The sequence below is a fragment of the Asanoa hainanensis genome (assembly GCF_900188485.1).
GTDB classification, from domain to species: domain Bacteria; phylum Actinomycetota; class Actinomycetes; order Mycobacteriales; family Micromonosporaceae; genus Asanoa; species Asanoa hainanensis.
On record NZ_FZPH01000014.1, the window covers coordinates 1 to 14,151 of the forward strand.

At 70.5% G+C, this 14,151-nt stretch carries 10 protein-coding genes; 5 read left to right on the forward strand and 5 right to left on the reverse strand.

Translation table 11 applies throughout. The features are described from left to right. Positions 1–255: 255 nt before the first annotated feature. Positions 256–2,943: a DNA polymerase I gene (gene polA / locus CHC05_RS28680; RefSeq protein WP_089253721.1), complete on the forward strand. Its 2,688-nt coding sequence runs from the start codon at positions 256–258 to the stop codon at positions 2,941–2,943. A gap of 68 nt (positions 2,944–3,011) precedes the next feature. On the opposite strand, the gene CHC05_RS28685 is transcribed toward polA, so the two are convergent. From CHC05_RS28685 to CHC05_RS28700, 4 genes are read right to left on the reverse strand one after another with little or no spacing between them, the layout of a single operon-like run. Next, positions 3,012–3,335, reverse strand: coding sequence for a DUF3140 domain-containing protein (locus CHC05_RS28685; RefSeq protein ID WP_089253722.1), 324 nt, complete (start codon positions 3,333–3,335; stop codon positions 3,012–3,014). Continuing rightward, positions 3,328–3,531, reverse strand: coding sequence for a hypervirulence associated TUDOR domain-containing protein (locus tag CHC05_RS28690; RefSeq protein WP_089253723.1), 204 nt, complete (start codon positions 3,529–3,531; stop codon positions 3,328–3,330). The genes CHC05_RS28685 and CHC05_RS28690 overlap by 8 nt, the downstream gene beginning before the upstream one ends. A 35-nt stretch (positions 3,532–3,566) precedes the next feature. Further along, entirely contained in the window at positions 3,567–5,069 is a 1,503-nt protein-coding gene (locus CHC05_RS28695; protein ID WP_089253724.1) for an amino acid permease, read from the reverse strand. Positions 5,070–5,121: 52 nt separating this feature from the next. Beyond that, positions 5,122–5,925: a class I SAM-dependent methyltransferase gene (locus tag CHC05_RS28700; protein ID WP_245871273.1), complete on the reverse strand. Its 804-nt coding sequence runs from the start codon at positions 5,923–5,925 to the stop codon at positions 5,122–5,124. 261 nt (positions 5,926–6,186) lie between these two features. Between CHC05_RS28700 and rpsA the strand changes: the two genes are divergently transcribed. Next, positions 6,187–7,683 (forward strand): 30S ribosomal protein S1, encoded by a 1,497-nt coding sequence (gene rpsA / locus CHC05_RS28705; RefSeq protein WP_089253726.1) that lies wholly within the window; start codon positions 6,187–6,189, stop codon positions 7,681–7,683. Positions 7,684–7,858: 175 nt separating this feature from the next. Then, positions 7,859–9,031, forward strand: a complete 1,173-nt coding sequence (gene coaE, locus CHC05_RS28710) for a dephospho-CoA kinase (RefSeq protein WP_089253727.1) — start codon at positions 7,859–7,861, stop codon at positions 9,029–9,031. On the opposite strand, the gene CHC05_RS28715 is transcribed toward coaE, so the two are convergent. After that, positions 9,028–10,617 (reverse strand): hypothetical protein, encoded by a 1,590-nt coding sequence (locus CHC05_RS28715; protein ID WP_089253728.1) that lies wholly within the window; start codon positions 10,615–10,617, stop codon positions 9,028–9,030. The genes coaE and CHC05_RS28715 overlap by 4 nt on opposite strands. A 322-nt stretch (positions 10,618–10,939) precedes the next feature. On the opposite strand from CHC05_RS28715, the gene uvrB reads away from it, so the two are divergent. Further along, complete coding sequence (gene uvrB / locus CHC05_RS28720; protein ID WP_089253729.1) at positions 10,940–13,075, forward strand: excinuclease ABC subunit UvrB; 2,136 nt, start codon at positions 10,940–10,942, stop codon at positions 13,073–13,075. Continuing rightward, the gene (locus CHC05_RS28725) at positions 13,072–13,911 is read left to right on the forward strand and encodes a helix-turn-helix domain-containing protein (RefSeq protein WP_089253730.1); all 840 of its coding nucleotides are present in this window, start codon (positions 13,072–13,074) and stop codon (positions 13,909–13,911) included. The genes uvrB and CHC05_RS28725 overlap by 4 nt, the downstream gene beginning before the upstream one ends. The last annotated feature ends 240 nt before the right edge of the window (positions 13,912–14,151 follow it).

Below are 14,151 nucleotides of genomic sequence, written 5' to 3' on the forward strand. Positions count from 1 at the left end.
CCAAGATCGACACTTCGGACAAGTCACATCCCGGACCCGCCAAACCACACCCTAACCAACCCCCTCTTGACAGAGGGGCGCCGGGAGCGACGGTCAGGACCACCGCGGACCCGGGAGCGCCTTGGCCTTGGCCCCTGCGTTTTCAGCGACATCCGCCTGTTCGTTATCGGCAGGGTCTGGTGATCCGGACAACCGGGGCGAAACTGCTCGGGTCCGGTCGGCGTCTTGTCGGACCCGGCGACTAGCATCGCTCGGGTGAGCGACCAGCCCCGGATCCTGCTGCTTGATGGCCACTCGTTGGCCTACCGTGCGTTTCACGCCCTGCCGGTGGAGAACTTCTCCACCGCGACCGGGCAGTCGACGAACGCGGTGTTCGGGTTCACGTCGATGCTGATCAACATGCTGCGCGACGAGAAGCCGACGCACATCATCGTGTCGTTCGACGTGTCTCGGCAGTCGTTCCGCACCGAGCGCTACGCCGAATACAAGGCCGGGCGGTCCGAGACGCCCAAGCCGTTCCAGGGGCAGGTCAGCCTGGTCAAAGAGGTGCTCGCGGCGCTGCGGATCCCGGTGGTCGAGAAGCCCGGCTACGAGGCCGACGACGTCATCGGCACGTTGACCACGCAGGCGCGGGCGGCGGGCATGGAGGTGATCATCTCGTCGGGCGACCGTGACGCGTTCCAGCTGGTCGACGAGCATGTCACCGTTCTCTACCCCGTGCGCGGTGTGTCCGAGGTGTGGCGGATGAACCCCGAGGCGGTCGAGGCCAAATACTTCGTGCCGCCGGCGCGCTACCGCGACAAGGCCGCCCTGGTCGGCGAGACCAGCGACAACCTGCCGGGCGTGCCCGGGGTCGGCGACAAGACCGCGGCCAAATGGATCAAGGAATACGGCGGCATCGACGGCGTGATCGCCAACGCCGACAAGATCAAGGGCAAGGCGGGCGAGAACCTGCGCGCCAACCTGTCCAACGTCATCCGCAACTACGAGCTCAACGCGCTGGTCTGCGACCTCGAGCTGCCGATGGGGCCCGAAGACGCGCGCTGGCACGGCTGGGACCGCGAGGCCGTCCACGAGATCTTCGACGCGCTCGAGTTCCGGGTGCTGCGCGAGCGCCTCTACCAGTACCTCGACGCGGTCGAGCCCGAGGCCGAGGCCGGCTTCGACCTGTTCGGCGAGGTCCTCGCGGCGGGCGGCGTCGCTCCCTGGCTGGCCGAGCACGTGCGACCGGGCGTCGCGACCGGCGTGGCCGTCGCGGGGCGGTTCGGCCGGGGCACCGGCGAGCTGACCGGCATCGCGCTGGCCACCGCCGACGGGCCGGCCGCCTGGTTCGACCCGACCCAGCTCGAGCCGGCCGACGAGCAGGCGGTCGCGGCCTGGCTCGACTCCGCCGAGCACCCCAAGGTGCTGCACGACAGCAAGCCGGCCCGGCTGGCGTTCTCCGCCCGCGGCTGGGGGCTGCGCGGCGTCGCCCGCGACACGGCGATCGCGGCCTACCTGGCCCGTCCCGACCAGCGCACCTACGACCTGGCCGACCTGGCGCTGCGCTACCTGCACCGCGAGCTACGCGTCGACGTCCCCGAGACCGGCCAGCTCACCCTCGACGGCCTGGGCGACGACGAAGGCGTTGTCGAGCAGAACCTGATGCTGCACGCCCGCGCCACGCTCGACCTGGCCGACGCGATCGACGCCGAGCTGTCCCGCGACGGTGAGCTCTCGATCCGCCTGATGTCCGATGTCGAGCTGCCGCTCTCCGAGGTGCTGGCCCGCATGGAGCAGGTCGGCATCGCGGCCGACACCGAATACCTGACCGACATCGAGGCGCACTTCGCGGCCGAGGTGAAGGCGGCGGCCCAGGCGGCCTACGCGGTGCACGGTCGCGAGTTCAACCTCGGCTCGCCCAAGCAGCTCCAGGAGATCCTGTTCACCGAGCGCGAGCTGCCGAAGACACGGCGGATCAAGTCCGGCTACACCACCGACGCCGACGCGCTGCAGGGGCTGTTCGCGCAGACCGGCGACCCGCTGCTGGAGCACCTGCTGCGGCACCGCGACGTCGCCAAGCTCAAGTCCACGGTGGACGGCCTGCTCAAGTCGGTGTCGGATGACGGCCGCATCCACACCACCTACTTCCAGACCGTCGCGGCCACGGGTCGGCTCTCGTCGACCGACCCCAACCTGCAGAACATCCCGATCCGCACCGAGGAGGGCCGGCGGATCCGGCGGGCCTTCGTCGTCGGGGAGGGCTACGAGACGCTGCTGACGGCCGACTACAGCCAGATCGAAATGCGCATCATGGCCGACATGTCCAAGGACCAGGCACTGATCGACGCGTTCAACTCGGGCGCCGACTTCCACGCCGCGACCGCGTCCTCGGTCTTCGCCATGCCGCTCGCCGACGTCACCGCCGACCACCGGCGCAAGATCAAGGCGATGAACTACGGCCTGGCGTACGGGCTCAGCGTCTACGGCCTGTCCCAACAGCTCGGCATCCCGACCGAAGAGGCCCGCGGCCTCATGGACGAATACTTCGACCGCTTCGGCGGCGTCCGCGACTACCTGCGGGCGATCGTCGACCGGGCCCGCCAGGACGGCTACACGGAGACGATCCTCGGCCGCCGCCGCTACCTGCCGGACCTGGTCAGCGACAACCGCCAACGCCGCGAGATGGCGGAACGGATGGCGCTCAACGCGCCCATCCAGGGCTCGGCCGCCGACATCATCAAGGTCGCGATGCTCCGGGTCGACGAGGCGATCAAGGAAGCGGGCCTACGGTCGCGGATGCTGCTCCAGGTCCACGACGAGCTCGTCTTCGAGGTCGCCGAGGGGGAGCGGGAGCAGCTCGAGGCCCTGGTCCGCGACGCGATGGGCGGGGCTTATCCGCTCGCGGTGCCGCTGGAGGTGTCGGTCGGCCTGGGCCGCGACTGGAACAGCGCCGACCACTGACGCGCAGCGTCCCGATCTGGGTAGCGACGAGCCGGCCGTGGACATTGGCTGGTGGCGGGGCCAGGGCCTTACGACTTGAGGGGGTCGTGGCCCCAGTTCATCAGGGAGTGTCGCCACGTTGTGTCGGTGACGTCGCCCTTCGGACGTTGGGCCTCGTGGCGTTTCACGTAGCCCACGACCTTGCGCATGTGGGCCCGGTCGTCGTCGGTGAGGTCCGACTTGTTCGTGCGCAGCAGGGTCACGATCCGCCGGCCCGACTCGTGGCCGGTCGACTCGCCGCCGCCCGACGGTTTCTGGCCCGCCGCGCGGGAGTCGTCCGTCGCCAGCCAGCGCTCCAGTTCGCCCGCCGTCATGTTGACCGCCGACCCGAAGTCGGTCACCTCGTCACTCACGGCGCAGCGCCTCTTCCGTGTGCACCGCGTCCCGGCCCGTCTTGTCGCTACGGACCCGGTACTGCGGTTCCTCCGCCGACGCGTCCACGGTGCGGCCCGCCGCCGACCGGCGTGACGTGATCCGCTCCTCGACTGTTCCGCGTACCCGCTGGCCGTGGCTCTGCCAGCTCACCTTGTCGCCCTTGTGGAGTCCCATGCCGGACCCCTACCCGGCAGAAAACGGACAAAACCTCACGGAGTGCGGTCGGGTTCCCGGGGGCCCGCGGGGGAGACCGGCGCCGACGCCTCGGAAGAGCGGCGGCGGCCGGCCGCGTGCATGCCGTACGCGAAATAGAGCACGAACCCGAGAGCCATCCAGATGACGAAGCGGATCCATGTGTCGACCGGCAGGTTGATCATCAGCCACAGGCACGCGACCACCGCGAGGATCGGGATCACCGGGACCCAGGGGGTACGGAACGCGCGCGGCAGGTCCGGTCGGGTCCGGCGCAGCACGATCACCCCGAGCGCCACCACCACGAACGCGAACAGGGTACCGATCGACGTCAGCTCCGACAGCTTCGCCAGCGGCACGAAGCCCGCCATCAGCATCACCACGACTCCCGTGCCGATGGTGATCAGCCACGGGGTTCCGAAGCGCGGATGCACCCGGGCCAGCGTCGGCGGCAGCAGGTTGTCGCGGGACATCGCGAACAGCACCCGTGACTGGCCGAGCAGCAGCACCAGGATCACGGTGGTGATGCCGCAGATCGCGCCCAGCGAGATCACTTTGGACGCCCATTCGACGCCGACGTCGCTGAACGCCTTCGCCAGCGGCGCCCCGGTGTCCAAAGTCGAGTACTTCGCCATTCCGGTCACCACCAGCGCGACCGCCATATAGAGGACCGCACAGATGCCGAGGGACCACAGGATTCCGCGGGGCATGTCGCGTTGCGGGTTGCGGGTCTCCTCGGCGGTGGTGGCGACCACGTCGAAGCCGATGTACGCGAAGAACACGATCGACGCCGCCGCCACGATGCCGAAGAAGCCGAACTGTTGCGGCACGATCCCGAGCAGCGCCTGGAGCAGCGGCTCCTCGCCACCGGACGCCCCTTCCGTGGGCTGCGCCGGCGGCACGAACGGGGTCCAGTTCGAAGCCTTGACGTAGAACAGCCCGAGGCCGATCACTAACACGACCACTGCGATCTTGACCGCCACCAGCACGCCGGTCACGCGCCCAGACAGCTTCGTGCCCACCACGCCGACGACCGTCAACAGCGCCACGACGAACATCGCGCCCCAGTCCGGCGTCGCGTTGTCACCCGCGAGCCAGGGCGGCAGGTCGAAGAGCGTCTGCAGGTACGCGCTCCAGCCGCGCGCCACCACCGCCGCACCGAGGCCGAGCTCCAGCACCAGGTCCCAGCCGATGATCCAGGCCACGAGCTCACCGAGGGTCGCATAGCCGAAGGTGTACGCGCTCCCGGCCACCGGCACCGTCGACGCGAACTCGGCGTAGCACAACGCCGCCAGCGCGCAGACGACCGCCGCGAGCAGGAACGAGATAACGATGGCCGGGCCGGCGTTGCGGGCCGCCTGCTGGCCCGTGAGCACGAAGATGCCCGTACCCACGATCACCCCGACCCCGAAGACGGTGAGGTCGAGCGCGCTCAGCTCGCGCCGCAGTTTGTGACCGGGCTCGTCGGTCTCCGCGATGGACCGCTCGATGCTCTTGGTGCGCAGGACGGAGAGGGCCATGGATGCGATTCTGATCCCGCGGGCCGGGAACCGCAGCGCGAGTGAAGCGACCCTAGGGCCGCGCCGCCACGAAGATCGCCGTGCCCGGGAAGAGCCGGCCCCGCAACGGGCTCCACTGCCCCCAGATCGCCTCGTGCCCTTCGGGCCACTCCGGCTCGATCAGGTCCTCGAGCACGAACCCGGCGCCGACGAGCTCGCGGATCCGGTCGCCGAGGGTCCGGTGCTGCTCGACGTACGTCGGCACCCCGGCCGGCGTGGTCTCCACGTACGGCCGCCGGTCGAAGTACGAGTGCACCGCCACCAGCCCGCCCTCGCCCGGGTCGTCCAGGAAGATCCACCGCATCGGGTGCGTCACCGCGAACACCCACCGCCCACCCGGCCGCACCACCCGGAACACCTCGCGCATCAGTGCCGCCGAGTCGGCCACGAAGGGCACCGCACCGAAGGCCGTGAAGGCGATATCGAACGATTCGTCGCGGAACGGCAGCGCCAGCGCGTCGGCCTGGACCAGCGGCATCCGTACACCCGACGCTGTGTTCCCGGTCACAGCGTGCCGCAGCATCCCCGCGGACAAATCAGTCGCAACCACCGACGCGCCGGCCGCGGCCAGCCAGCGCGAGGCGGCCGCGGCGCCCGCGCCGACCTCGATGATCCGCCGACCGGCGACCGGGCCCAGCAGGTGCGCGTCCGCCTCCCGCAACCCCTCCGGGCACCAGCGGAACTCGACCTCGCCCAGGAAGGCCCCGTGCTCGGCCTGGTAGGCGTCGGCATCCCTGTCCCACCAGCCACGACTGGCTCGCCGCGCCTCGGCGTCGGTCACCGCGCGCCGGCCCACTCCGGGATCGTCGTCAGACACGGTGACCACCCCATCACGCGGTACGTTGACGGCGCGGCTTGGGGAGGGCTTGCACGCTGTGGTAATGCGCACGGTAAGCTAGTCGATGCGCACGCGGATTGTGTGCCTCGGCAGGGAGCAGGCGTCCGCGGTCCACGGACACCATCAATGATCATGGGCGATCGTTGCGGTGTGCCTTACGACCAATTCGCGGGCGCACACAGGTCATTAGCTACCCGCACCGCAGCTGTGACACACCATCCGACCGGAGCAACCGCCCACATGACGAGCAGCATCGAGGCCACCTCGAGCGCCAACAAGGTCACCATCGACGATCTCGGTTCCGAAGAGGCTTTCCTCGCCGCGATCGACGAGACCATCAAGTACTTCAACGACGGCGACATTGTCGAAGGCACCGTCGTCAAGGTCGATCGGGACGAGGTCCTGCTCGACATCGGCTACAAGACCGAGGGCGTGATCCCCTCTCGTGAGTTGTCGATCAAGCACGACGTCGACCCCGCCGAGGTGGTGTCGGTCGGTGACCACATCGAGGCCCTCGTCCTCCAGAAGGAGGACAAGGAAGGTCGTCTGATCCTCTCGAAGAAGCGCGCGCAGTACGAGCGGGCGTGGGGCACCATCGAGAAGATCAAGGAAGAGGACGGGGTCGTTCGCGGCTCGGTCATCGAGGTGGTCAAGGGTGGTCTGATCCTCGACATCGGTCTGCGGGGCTTCCTGCCCGCGTCCCTCGTCGAGATGCGGCGGGTCCGGGACCTGCAGCCGTACGTGGGCCGCGAGCTCGAGGCGAAGATCATAGAGCTCGACAAGAACCGCAACAACGTGGTTCTGTCGCGCCGCGCCTGGCTCGAGCAGACCCAGTCCGAGGTGCGCACCGAGTTCCTCAACAAGCTCCAGAAGGGCCAGGTCCGCAAGGGTGTGGTCTCGTCGATCGTCAACTTCGGCGCGTTCGTCGACCTTGGCGGCGTCGACGGTCTGGTGCACGTCTCCGAGCTCTCCTGGAAGCACATCGACCACCCGTCCGAGGTCGTCGAGGTGGGCCAGGAGGTCGAGGTCGAGGTGCTCGACGTCGACCTCGACCGGGAGCGGGTCTCGCTGTCGCTGAAGGCGACGCAGGAAGACCCGTGGCGCCAGTTCGCTCGCACGCACGCGATCCAGCAGATCGTGCCGGGTAAGGTCACCAAGCTGGTGCCGTTCGGCGCGTTCGTCCGGGTCGACGACGGCATCGAGGGTCTGGTGCACATCTCCGAGCTGGCCGAGCGCCACGTGGAGATCCCGGAGCAGGTCGTCCAGGTCGGCTCCGACGTCATGGTCAAGGTCATCGACATCGACCTCGAGCGCCGGCGGATCTCGCTGTCGCTCAAGCAGGCCAACGAGGGCTTCGTCGAGGGCGAGGAGCACTTCGACCCGACCCTCTACGGCATGGCCGCGACGTACGACAACGAGGGCAACTACATCTACCCCGAGGGCTTCGACCCGGAGACGGGTGAGTGGCTCGAGGGTTACGACAAGCAGCGCGAGACCTGGGAGACGCAGTACGCCGAGGCTCGTCAGCGGTGGGAGGCGCACACCAAGCAGGTGCAGTCGTCCCGCGCCGCCGACGCCGAGGCCGCCGCGGCCCCGCCGGCTCCGGCCGGTCAGGGTGGCGCGACGTCGTCCTCGTCGTCCTCCTCTTCGCCGGCTCGCGCCGCCGAGGAGCCCGCTGGCACGCTGGCCACGGACGAGGCGCTCGCCGCGCTTCGCGAGAAGCTGGCCGGTAAGTAAGAGTTGACGGGTCCCCCCTGTCCGCGGAAAGCGCGGACCGGGGGGACTCTTCCTTTATGCCTGCTCCGGGGGCCGAGCCCCCGGACACCCCCACGGCGGTGGTTTCGCGCCCCTCGTCGCGCGCGGCCGTCCCGCACCAGCTTGGCGGGACGTTTGTTCTTGTAGCCTGGCTGGCGTGTTGCAGGTGGGGTTGACCGGCGGGATCGGTGCGGGGAAGAGTGCGGCGGCGGCGCGGTTCGCGGCGGCCGGTGCTCTGGTGATCGACTCTGACCGGCTGGCGCGTGAGGTGGTCGAGCCGGGCACTCCTGGGCTCGCCGAGGTGGTCACCGCGTTCGGGCCGGACGTGCTCTCCGTCGACGGCGCACTCGACCGGGCGGCGCTCGGCCGGGTGGTCTTCGGCGACCCCTCGGCTCGCAAGCGGCTCGAAGGCATCCTGCACCCGCTGATCCGGGCGCGCAGCGCGGAGCTCGCCGCCGCTGCCCCGCCCGACACGATCGTCGTCAACGACGTTCCGCTGCTGGTCGAAGGTGGTCTCGGGCCCGCGTACCACCTGGTCGTGGTCGTCGACGCCGCGCCGGAGGTGCGGATCGAGCGGCTGGTCCGCGACCGGGGGATGACCCGTGAGGACGCGACAGCCCGGATCGCGGCGCAGATCGACGACGCCACCCGGCGCGCGGCCGCCGACGTCGTGCTCGACAACGGCGGCGAGCCGGCAGCGCTGGCCGCGGCCGTCGACGCACTGTGGACCGACCGGCTCGTCGAGTTCGAGGCGAACGTACGCGCCGGCCGCTGGGCCGACAAGGATCCGCTGGCGACGCTGGTCGACTACGACCCGACCTGGCCGGAGCAGTACGAGCGGCTGGCGGCCCGGATCCTGCGCCGCGTCGGTCCCGCGCACCGGATCGACCACATCGGCTCGACCGCCGTGCCCGGGCTCCCCGCCAAGGACGTCGTCGACATCATGCTGACCGTCGACTCGCTGGCCGAGGCCGACGCGCTCGCCGAACCGCTGACCCTGGCCGGCTTTCCGCGCAAACCGGGCGTCTACCAGGATCGGCCGAAGCCGCCGGACGCCGGGCCGTGGGAGAAGCGGATGCACGCCAACGCCGACCCCGGCCGCCGGGTCAACCTGCACGTCCGGGTGGCGGGTTCGCCGGGCTGGCGGACGGCCCTGCTGCTGCGCGACCACCTGCGCGCCGACGCCGCCGACCGCGACGCGTACGCCGCGATCAAGCGAGCCAACGCCGGCCGGCCGATCGACGACTACCTGGACGCCAAGGAGCCGTTTTTCGACGAGCTCTACGTGCGCGCCGACGCCTGGGCGGCGCGCACCGGCTGGCGCCCTTAGCCAAGCCGCCCCGTCGGCAGGGTAGGCACCGTGGCGTCCTCGATGTCGATCTGGCCGAAGGTGCCGGCCCGGGTACGCGCCTCCACCCGCTTGACCGCGCCCGTCTTGTCGAGCCAGTAGCGCATGCGGGCCTGCCCCCGGCCGATATTGCCCTGCTCGGCCGGCTTGGCGATCTCGAACACGGTCACCGTGACCCCGTCGACCGTGTCCTTGCGCAGGAACGACGCGTGGTCCGCGAAGTAGTCCGCGCTGTCCTGGGTCGGCGCGGCCACCGCGAGCGCCTCGCCGAGCAGCAGGTCGATGTCGAGGCCGCCGCGGGCGTCCGTGCGCTGCGCCCAGGTCTGGAACGTCCAGCCACCGTCCGGCGCCGGCACCGGCGGCTCGTCGATCGCCTTGCCCGTCTTCGACTGGAACGCCACCCCGTCGGTGTCGGCCCGCAGGAGCACCACGTCGGTGAGCTTGCGGACGTCGTGCACGGCCGCGTACGCGACGGTGTTGTTCCAGTCCAGCCAGCCGGTGCCGCGCAGGTGGGCCAGCGGCAGGGTGGGCACGTCGACGGTGAACTTGGCACCGGCGCGGTCCTGGTTGCGCTGCCGCATCTTGGCCAGCAGTTCGGCCTCTTTCTTGCTCGGCGCGCGCGGCGTGATCGCGCGGCCGCCGAACGCCGCGACCGCGTTGACCTCCGCGCGGTTGGTGCGGTCGAGGTCGACCCGGGCCGGGAGGTTGCCCGGCAGGAGCGCCTCGAACCGGCGCAGCTTGGCGGTCGGGTCGAGCCAGTAGCGCAGGGCGCCGCCGAGCTCGTTGAGGGCGGTCGGCGGGGCGGTGCGCGACGGGCTGGGGCTGGCGCTCGGGCTCGCCGTCGCGTTGGTCTTCGTCTTCGTCTTGGCCGTCGGGGTGGCCGTCGGCAGCGGCTGCGGCGGGACCGCCGGGCCGAGCAGCACGTCGACCGTCGTACCCCCGATGCGGTCCTGGCCCGTCCACCGCGCGTCGCTCTTGGCCAGCAGGTCGGCGTGGTCCGGCTTGGTGTTGGCGACGACGAACACCAGCGACAGGAACGTGTCCAGCGGCGTCGCGGTCTTCCCCGAGGGGGTCCAGGCCCGCAGCTGCCAGCCGTCGGTCGGGGGATCGGCCGGCGGTTCGGCGATCGGTGGCGCCGGCTTCGTGGCGTCGCTCGGTCGGGGGGCCTCGGCCTCCGCGGCCGCTTCGGCCGGCGTCGCGGGCCGGGTCGCCACCACGCCGGGTACGGCCTGGAGCAGCCCCCGCTGGTCGCCGGCGCCCGGGCCACCGACCCGCAGGTACGCCAGGGCGCGCTTCCAGTCGACCCAGCCGGCGACCCGTACCTGCGCGTCGCCCTCGCCCCAGGTCGCGTTGACGCCAGAGCGCTCGTCGCGGTAGTTGGTGACCCGCATCTCGGACAGCCGCTGCGCCTCGGCCGCCGTCAGCGGGCGGGGCTGCGGGGCCGTCTGGTTCGGCGCGCAGGACACCAGGCCACCGATCAGACCGGCGAGCGATCCGAGGGAGACGCAGACGAGGACGACCAGCGCGACGACGCGCCGGCGCTCCGCGGGACGACGAGAAAGGGTCACGCGTGGTTGAACGGCGGATGCGTGGCAGAGGTGACGTGTGGGGAGGAGTGCACGTGAAAGGGCGCTCGCGGCGGCCGGTCTGCGCATCGCGCGACCGCGTCGGGTGCGCACGCCGACTGATGTAGTCGGGGCTGCAACCACAGCGCCGGGGACGACCGGCCGGTGTGGAGGCCCGATCATGCTCCCGGTCGGCCGCCGCGAGCGGCCTACGCTCAAACGGTAACGCGGTGACCTATCCCACACAATGGCAATATCGAAGCCGATCACGCACGCATCGTCCCGTCGCGGGAAGATGTCGTACCCCCGACGTAGTTTTAGAGGCATGACCCTGGACATCCCCCGCACCGACCGGCGGTTCGAGGTCGTCAGCGAGTTCAAGCCCGCCGGCGACCAGCCGGCGGCCATTGACGAGCTTGAGCGGCGGGTGCGCGCGGGTGACCGGCATGCGGTGCTTCTCGGCGCCACCGGCACCGGCAAGAGCGCGACCACCGCGTGGCTGATCGAGCGACTACAGCGGCCCGCCCTGGTGCTCGCGCCCAACAAGACACTCTGTGCACAGCTGGCCAAGGAGTTCCGCGAGCTGCTGCCCAACAACGCCGTCGAATACTTCGTCTCCTACTACGACTACTACCAGCCCGAGGCCTACATCCCGCAGACCGACACCTACATCGAGAAGGACTCCTCGATCAACGAAGAGGTCGAGCGGCTCCGGCACTCGGCGACGATGTCGCTGCTCACCCGGCGCGACGTGGTGGTGGTCGCCACCGTGTCGGCGATCTACGGCCTGGGCACCCCGTCCGAATACCTCGACCAGGCGGTCCGGCTCAAGCGCGGTGCCGAGATCGACCGTGACAAGGTGCTCCGCCAGCTGGTCGACATCCAATACACGCGCAACGACATGTCGTTCACCCGTGGCACGTTCCGGGTCCGCGGCGACACGCTCGAGATCATCCCGGCCTACGAGGAGCTGGCCGTCCGGGTCGAGCTGTGGGGCGACGAGATCGAGAAGCTCTACTACCTGCACCCGCTGACCGGCGACGTGATCCGCGAGGTCGACGACCTGTTCATCTTCCCGGCGTCGCACTACGCGGCCGGCGCCGAGCGGATGGAGCGGGCGATCGGCCGCATCGAGGTCGAGCTGGCCGACCGCCTGGCCGAGCTCGAGGGGCAGAACAAGCTGCTCGAGGCCCAGCGACTACGGATGCGCACGACCTACGACGTCGAGATGATGCGGCAGGTCGGCTTCTGCAACGGCATCGAGAACTACTCGATGCACATCGACGGGCGCGACTACGGTGACCCGCCGTTCTGCCTCCTCGACTACTTCCCCGACGACTTCGTCACGGTGATCGACGAGTCGCACGTGACGGTCCCGCAGATCGGCGCGATGTACGAGGGCGACGCGTCCCGCAAGCGCCTGCTGGTCGAGCACGGCTTCCGGCTGCCCAGCGCCGCCGACAACCGGCCGTTGCGGTTCGACGAGGTGCTCGAGCGGGTCGGCCAGATGGTCTTCCTATCGGCGACGCCGGGGCCGTGGGAGATGCGCGAGGCGGGCGGCGAGTTCGTCGAGCAGGTCATCCGGCCGACGGGTCTGATCGACCCCGAGGTCGTGGTCAAGCCGACCAAGGGCCAGATCGACGACCTGATGCACGAGATCCGGGTACGCACCGAACGCGACGAGCGGGTGCTGGTCACCACGCTGACCAAGAAGATGGCCGAGGACCTGACCGACTACCTGCTGGAGCACGGCATCCGGGTGCGCTACCTGCACTCCGAGGTCGACACGCTGCGCCGGGTCGAGCTGCTGCGCGAGCTGCGCAAGGGCGACTACGACGTGCTCGTCGGCATCAACCTGCTGCGCGAGGGTCTCGACCTGCCCGAGGTGTCGCTGGTGTCGATCCTCGACGCCGACAAGGAGGGCTTCCTGCGCAGCGGCCGCTCGCTGGTGCAGACCATCGGCCGCGCCGCGCGAAACGTGTCCGGCCAGGTCCACATGTACGCCGACAAGATGACCCCGTCGATGGCCGAGGCGATCGACGAGACCAACCGCCGGCGGGCCAAGCAGGTCGCGCACAACGAGGCCAACGGCATCTCGCCCGAGCCGCTCCGCAAGAAGATCCACGACATCCTCGACGACATCTACCGCGAGGCCGAGGACACCGAGGGTGCGCTGGGCGGCCACGGCCCCGGCGGCGCGATCGTCGGTGGCGGCGGGCGGCAGATGTCCCGAGGCAAGGGCCCGGTGCCGGAGACCAGGTCCAAGGGCAAGGCGGCCGCAGCGCGGCCTTCTCCCGAGGGCATGGCCCGCCACGAGCTGGCCCAGCTCATCCAGCAGCTCAACGACCAGATGCTGGCCGCGGCGCGCGAGCTCCAGTTCGAGCTGGCGGCCCGCATCCGCGACGAGGTACACGAGCTCAAGAAGGAGCTACGCGGCATGGACGTGGCCGGAGTCAAATGATCGGCTACACCGTCGGAGCGCCCGCGGGCGCGCTCCGACGGGCCGTCGGCCCCTACGTCGGCTACACGGAGCGGGCCGCGTATCCGCTCGCCCGCCGCGAGGTCGCCGTCTCGCGATGCGTCCTGGTCCTCGGCTGGGGCGTGCCGCTCGACGTCCGCGACCCACGCGGCCCGTCCGGCGGCGCGACCGGCGTGGCCTCGTTCGCCGCGGGCCTGTCCGACAGCTACGTCGACACGCTCACGGCGCCGGGCACCGCCGCGGGCATCCAGGTGATGCTCGACCCACTGGTCGCGGCCCGCCTCCTGGGTCGGCCGTTCGGCGAGGTCGCCAACCGGGTGGTCGCCGTCTCCATGCTCGACGGCGCCGGCCTGCGCGACCTCCGGGCCTTGCCGGACCGGCTCGGGGCGGCGACGAGGTGGGACGAGCGCTTCGCGTTGCTCGACCGGGCGTTCGGCGCGCGGCTGGCCGACACCCCTGAGCCGGACCGCCGGTTGGCCGGCGCCTGGCGACAGCTACGCCTCAGCGGCGGCGGGATCCCGGTCGACCGGCTGGCCACCCTGACGGGTTGGAGCCGACGCCACCTGAGCGCGGTCTTCCGGCGCGAGCTCGGCCTGCCACCCAAGGTCCTGGCGCGCCTGATCCGATTCGAACGCGCCTACGGCTCGGCGGGGCGGGCAGCGTCCGATGGTTGGGCCGCGGTGGCGGCGGACGCGGGCTATTACGACCAGGCGCACCTGATCCGCGACTTCCGCACGTTCACCGGCTCGACCCCGTCGCGCCTGACACCCCCGCCGGCGGACAGCCCGGCCCTCCAGACGGCGGCGACGCAGGCCTGACCGCCTTTGCGGCGTCGTGCACCGGGCTGGCTGCGGACTTCGTCCGCGACCAGGCCACCCGCCACGTCGGAACGGCCGGCACCTACCTCAGGCGTTCCGGACCTGTCGAGCGCGCGACACGCTCCGCGCGTCTTACGCCCAGCATCCGCCTGTTTCGCACTGCTCCGCGGTGCGAGCATGCGCGTCGGCATTCGACACGCCTGCGGCGATCAACACGCGGCGGTCGTGACCTCATGGGCA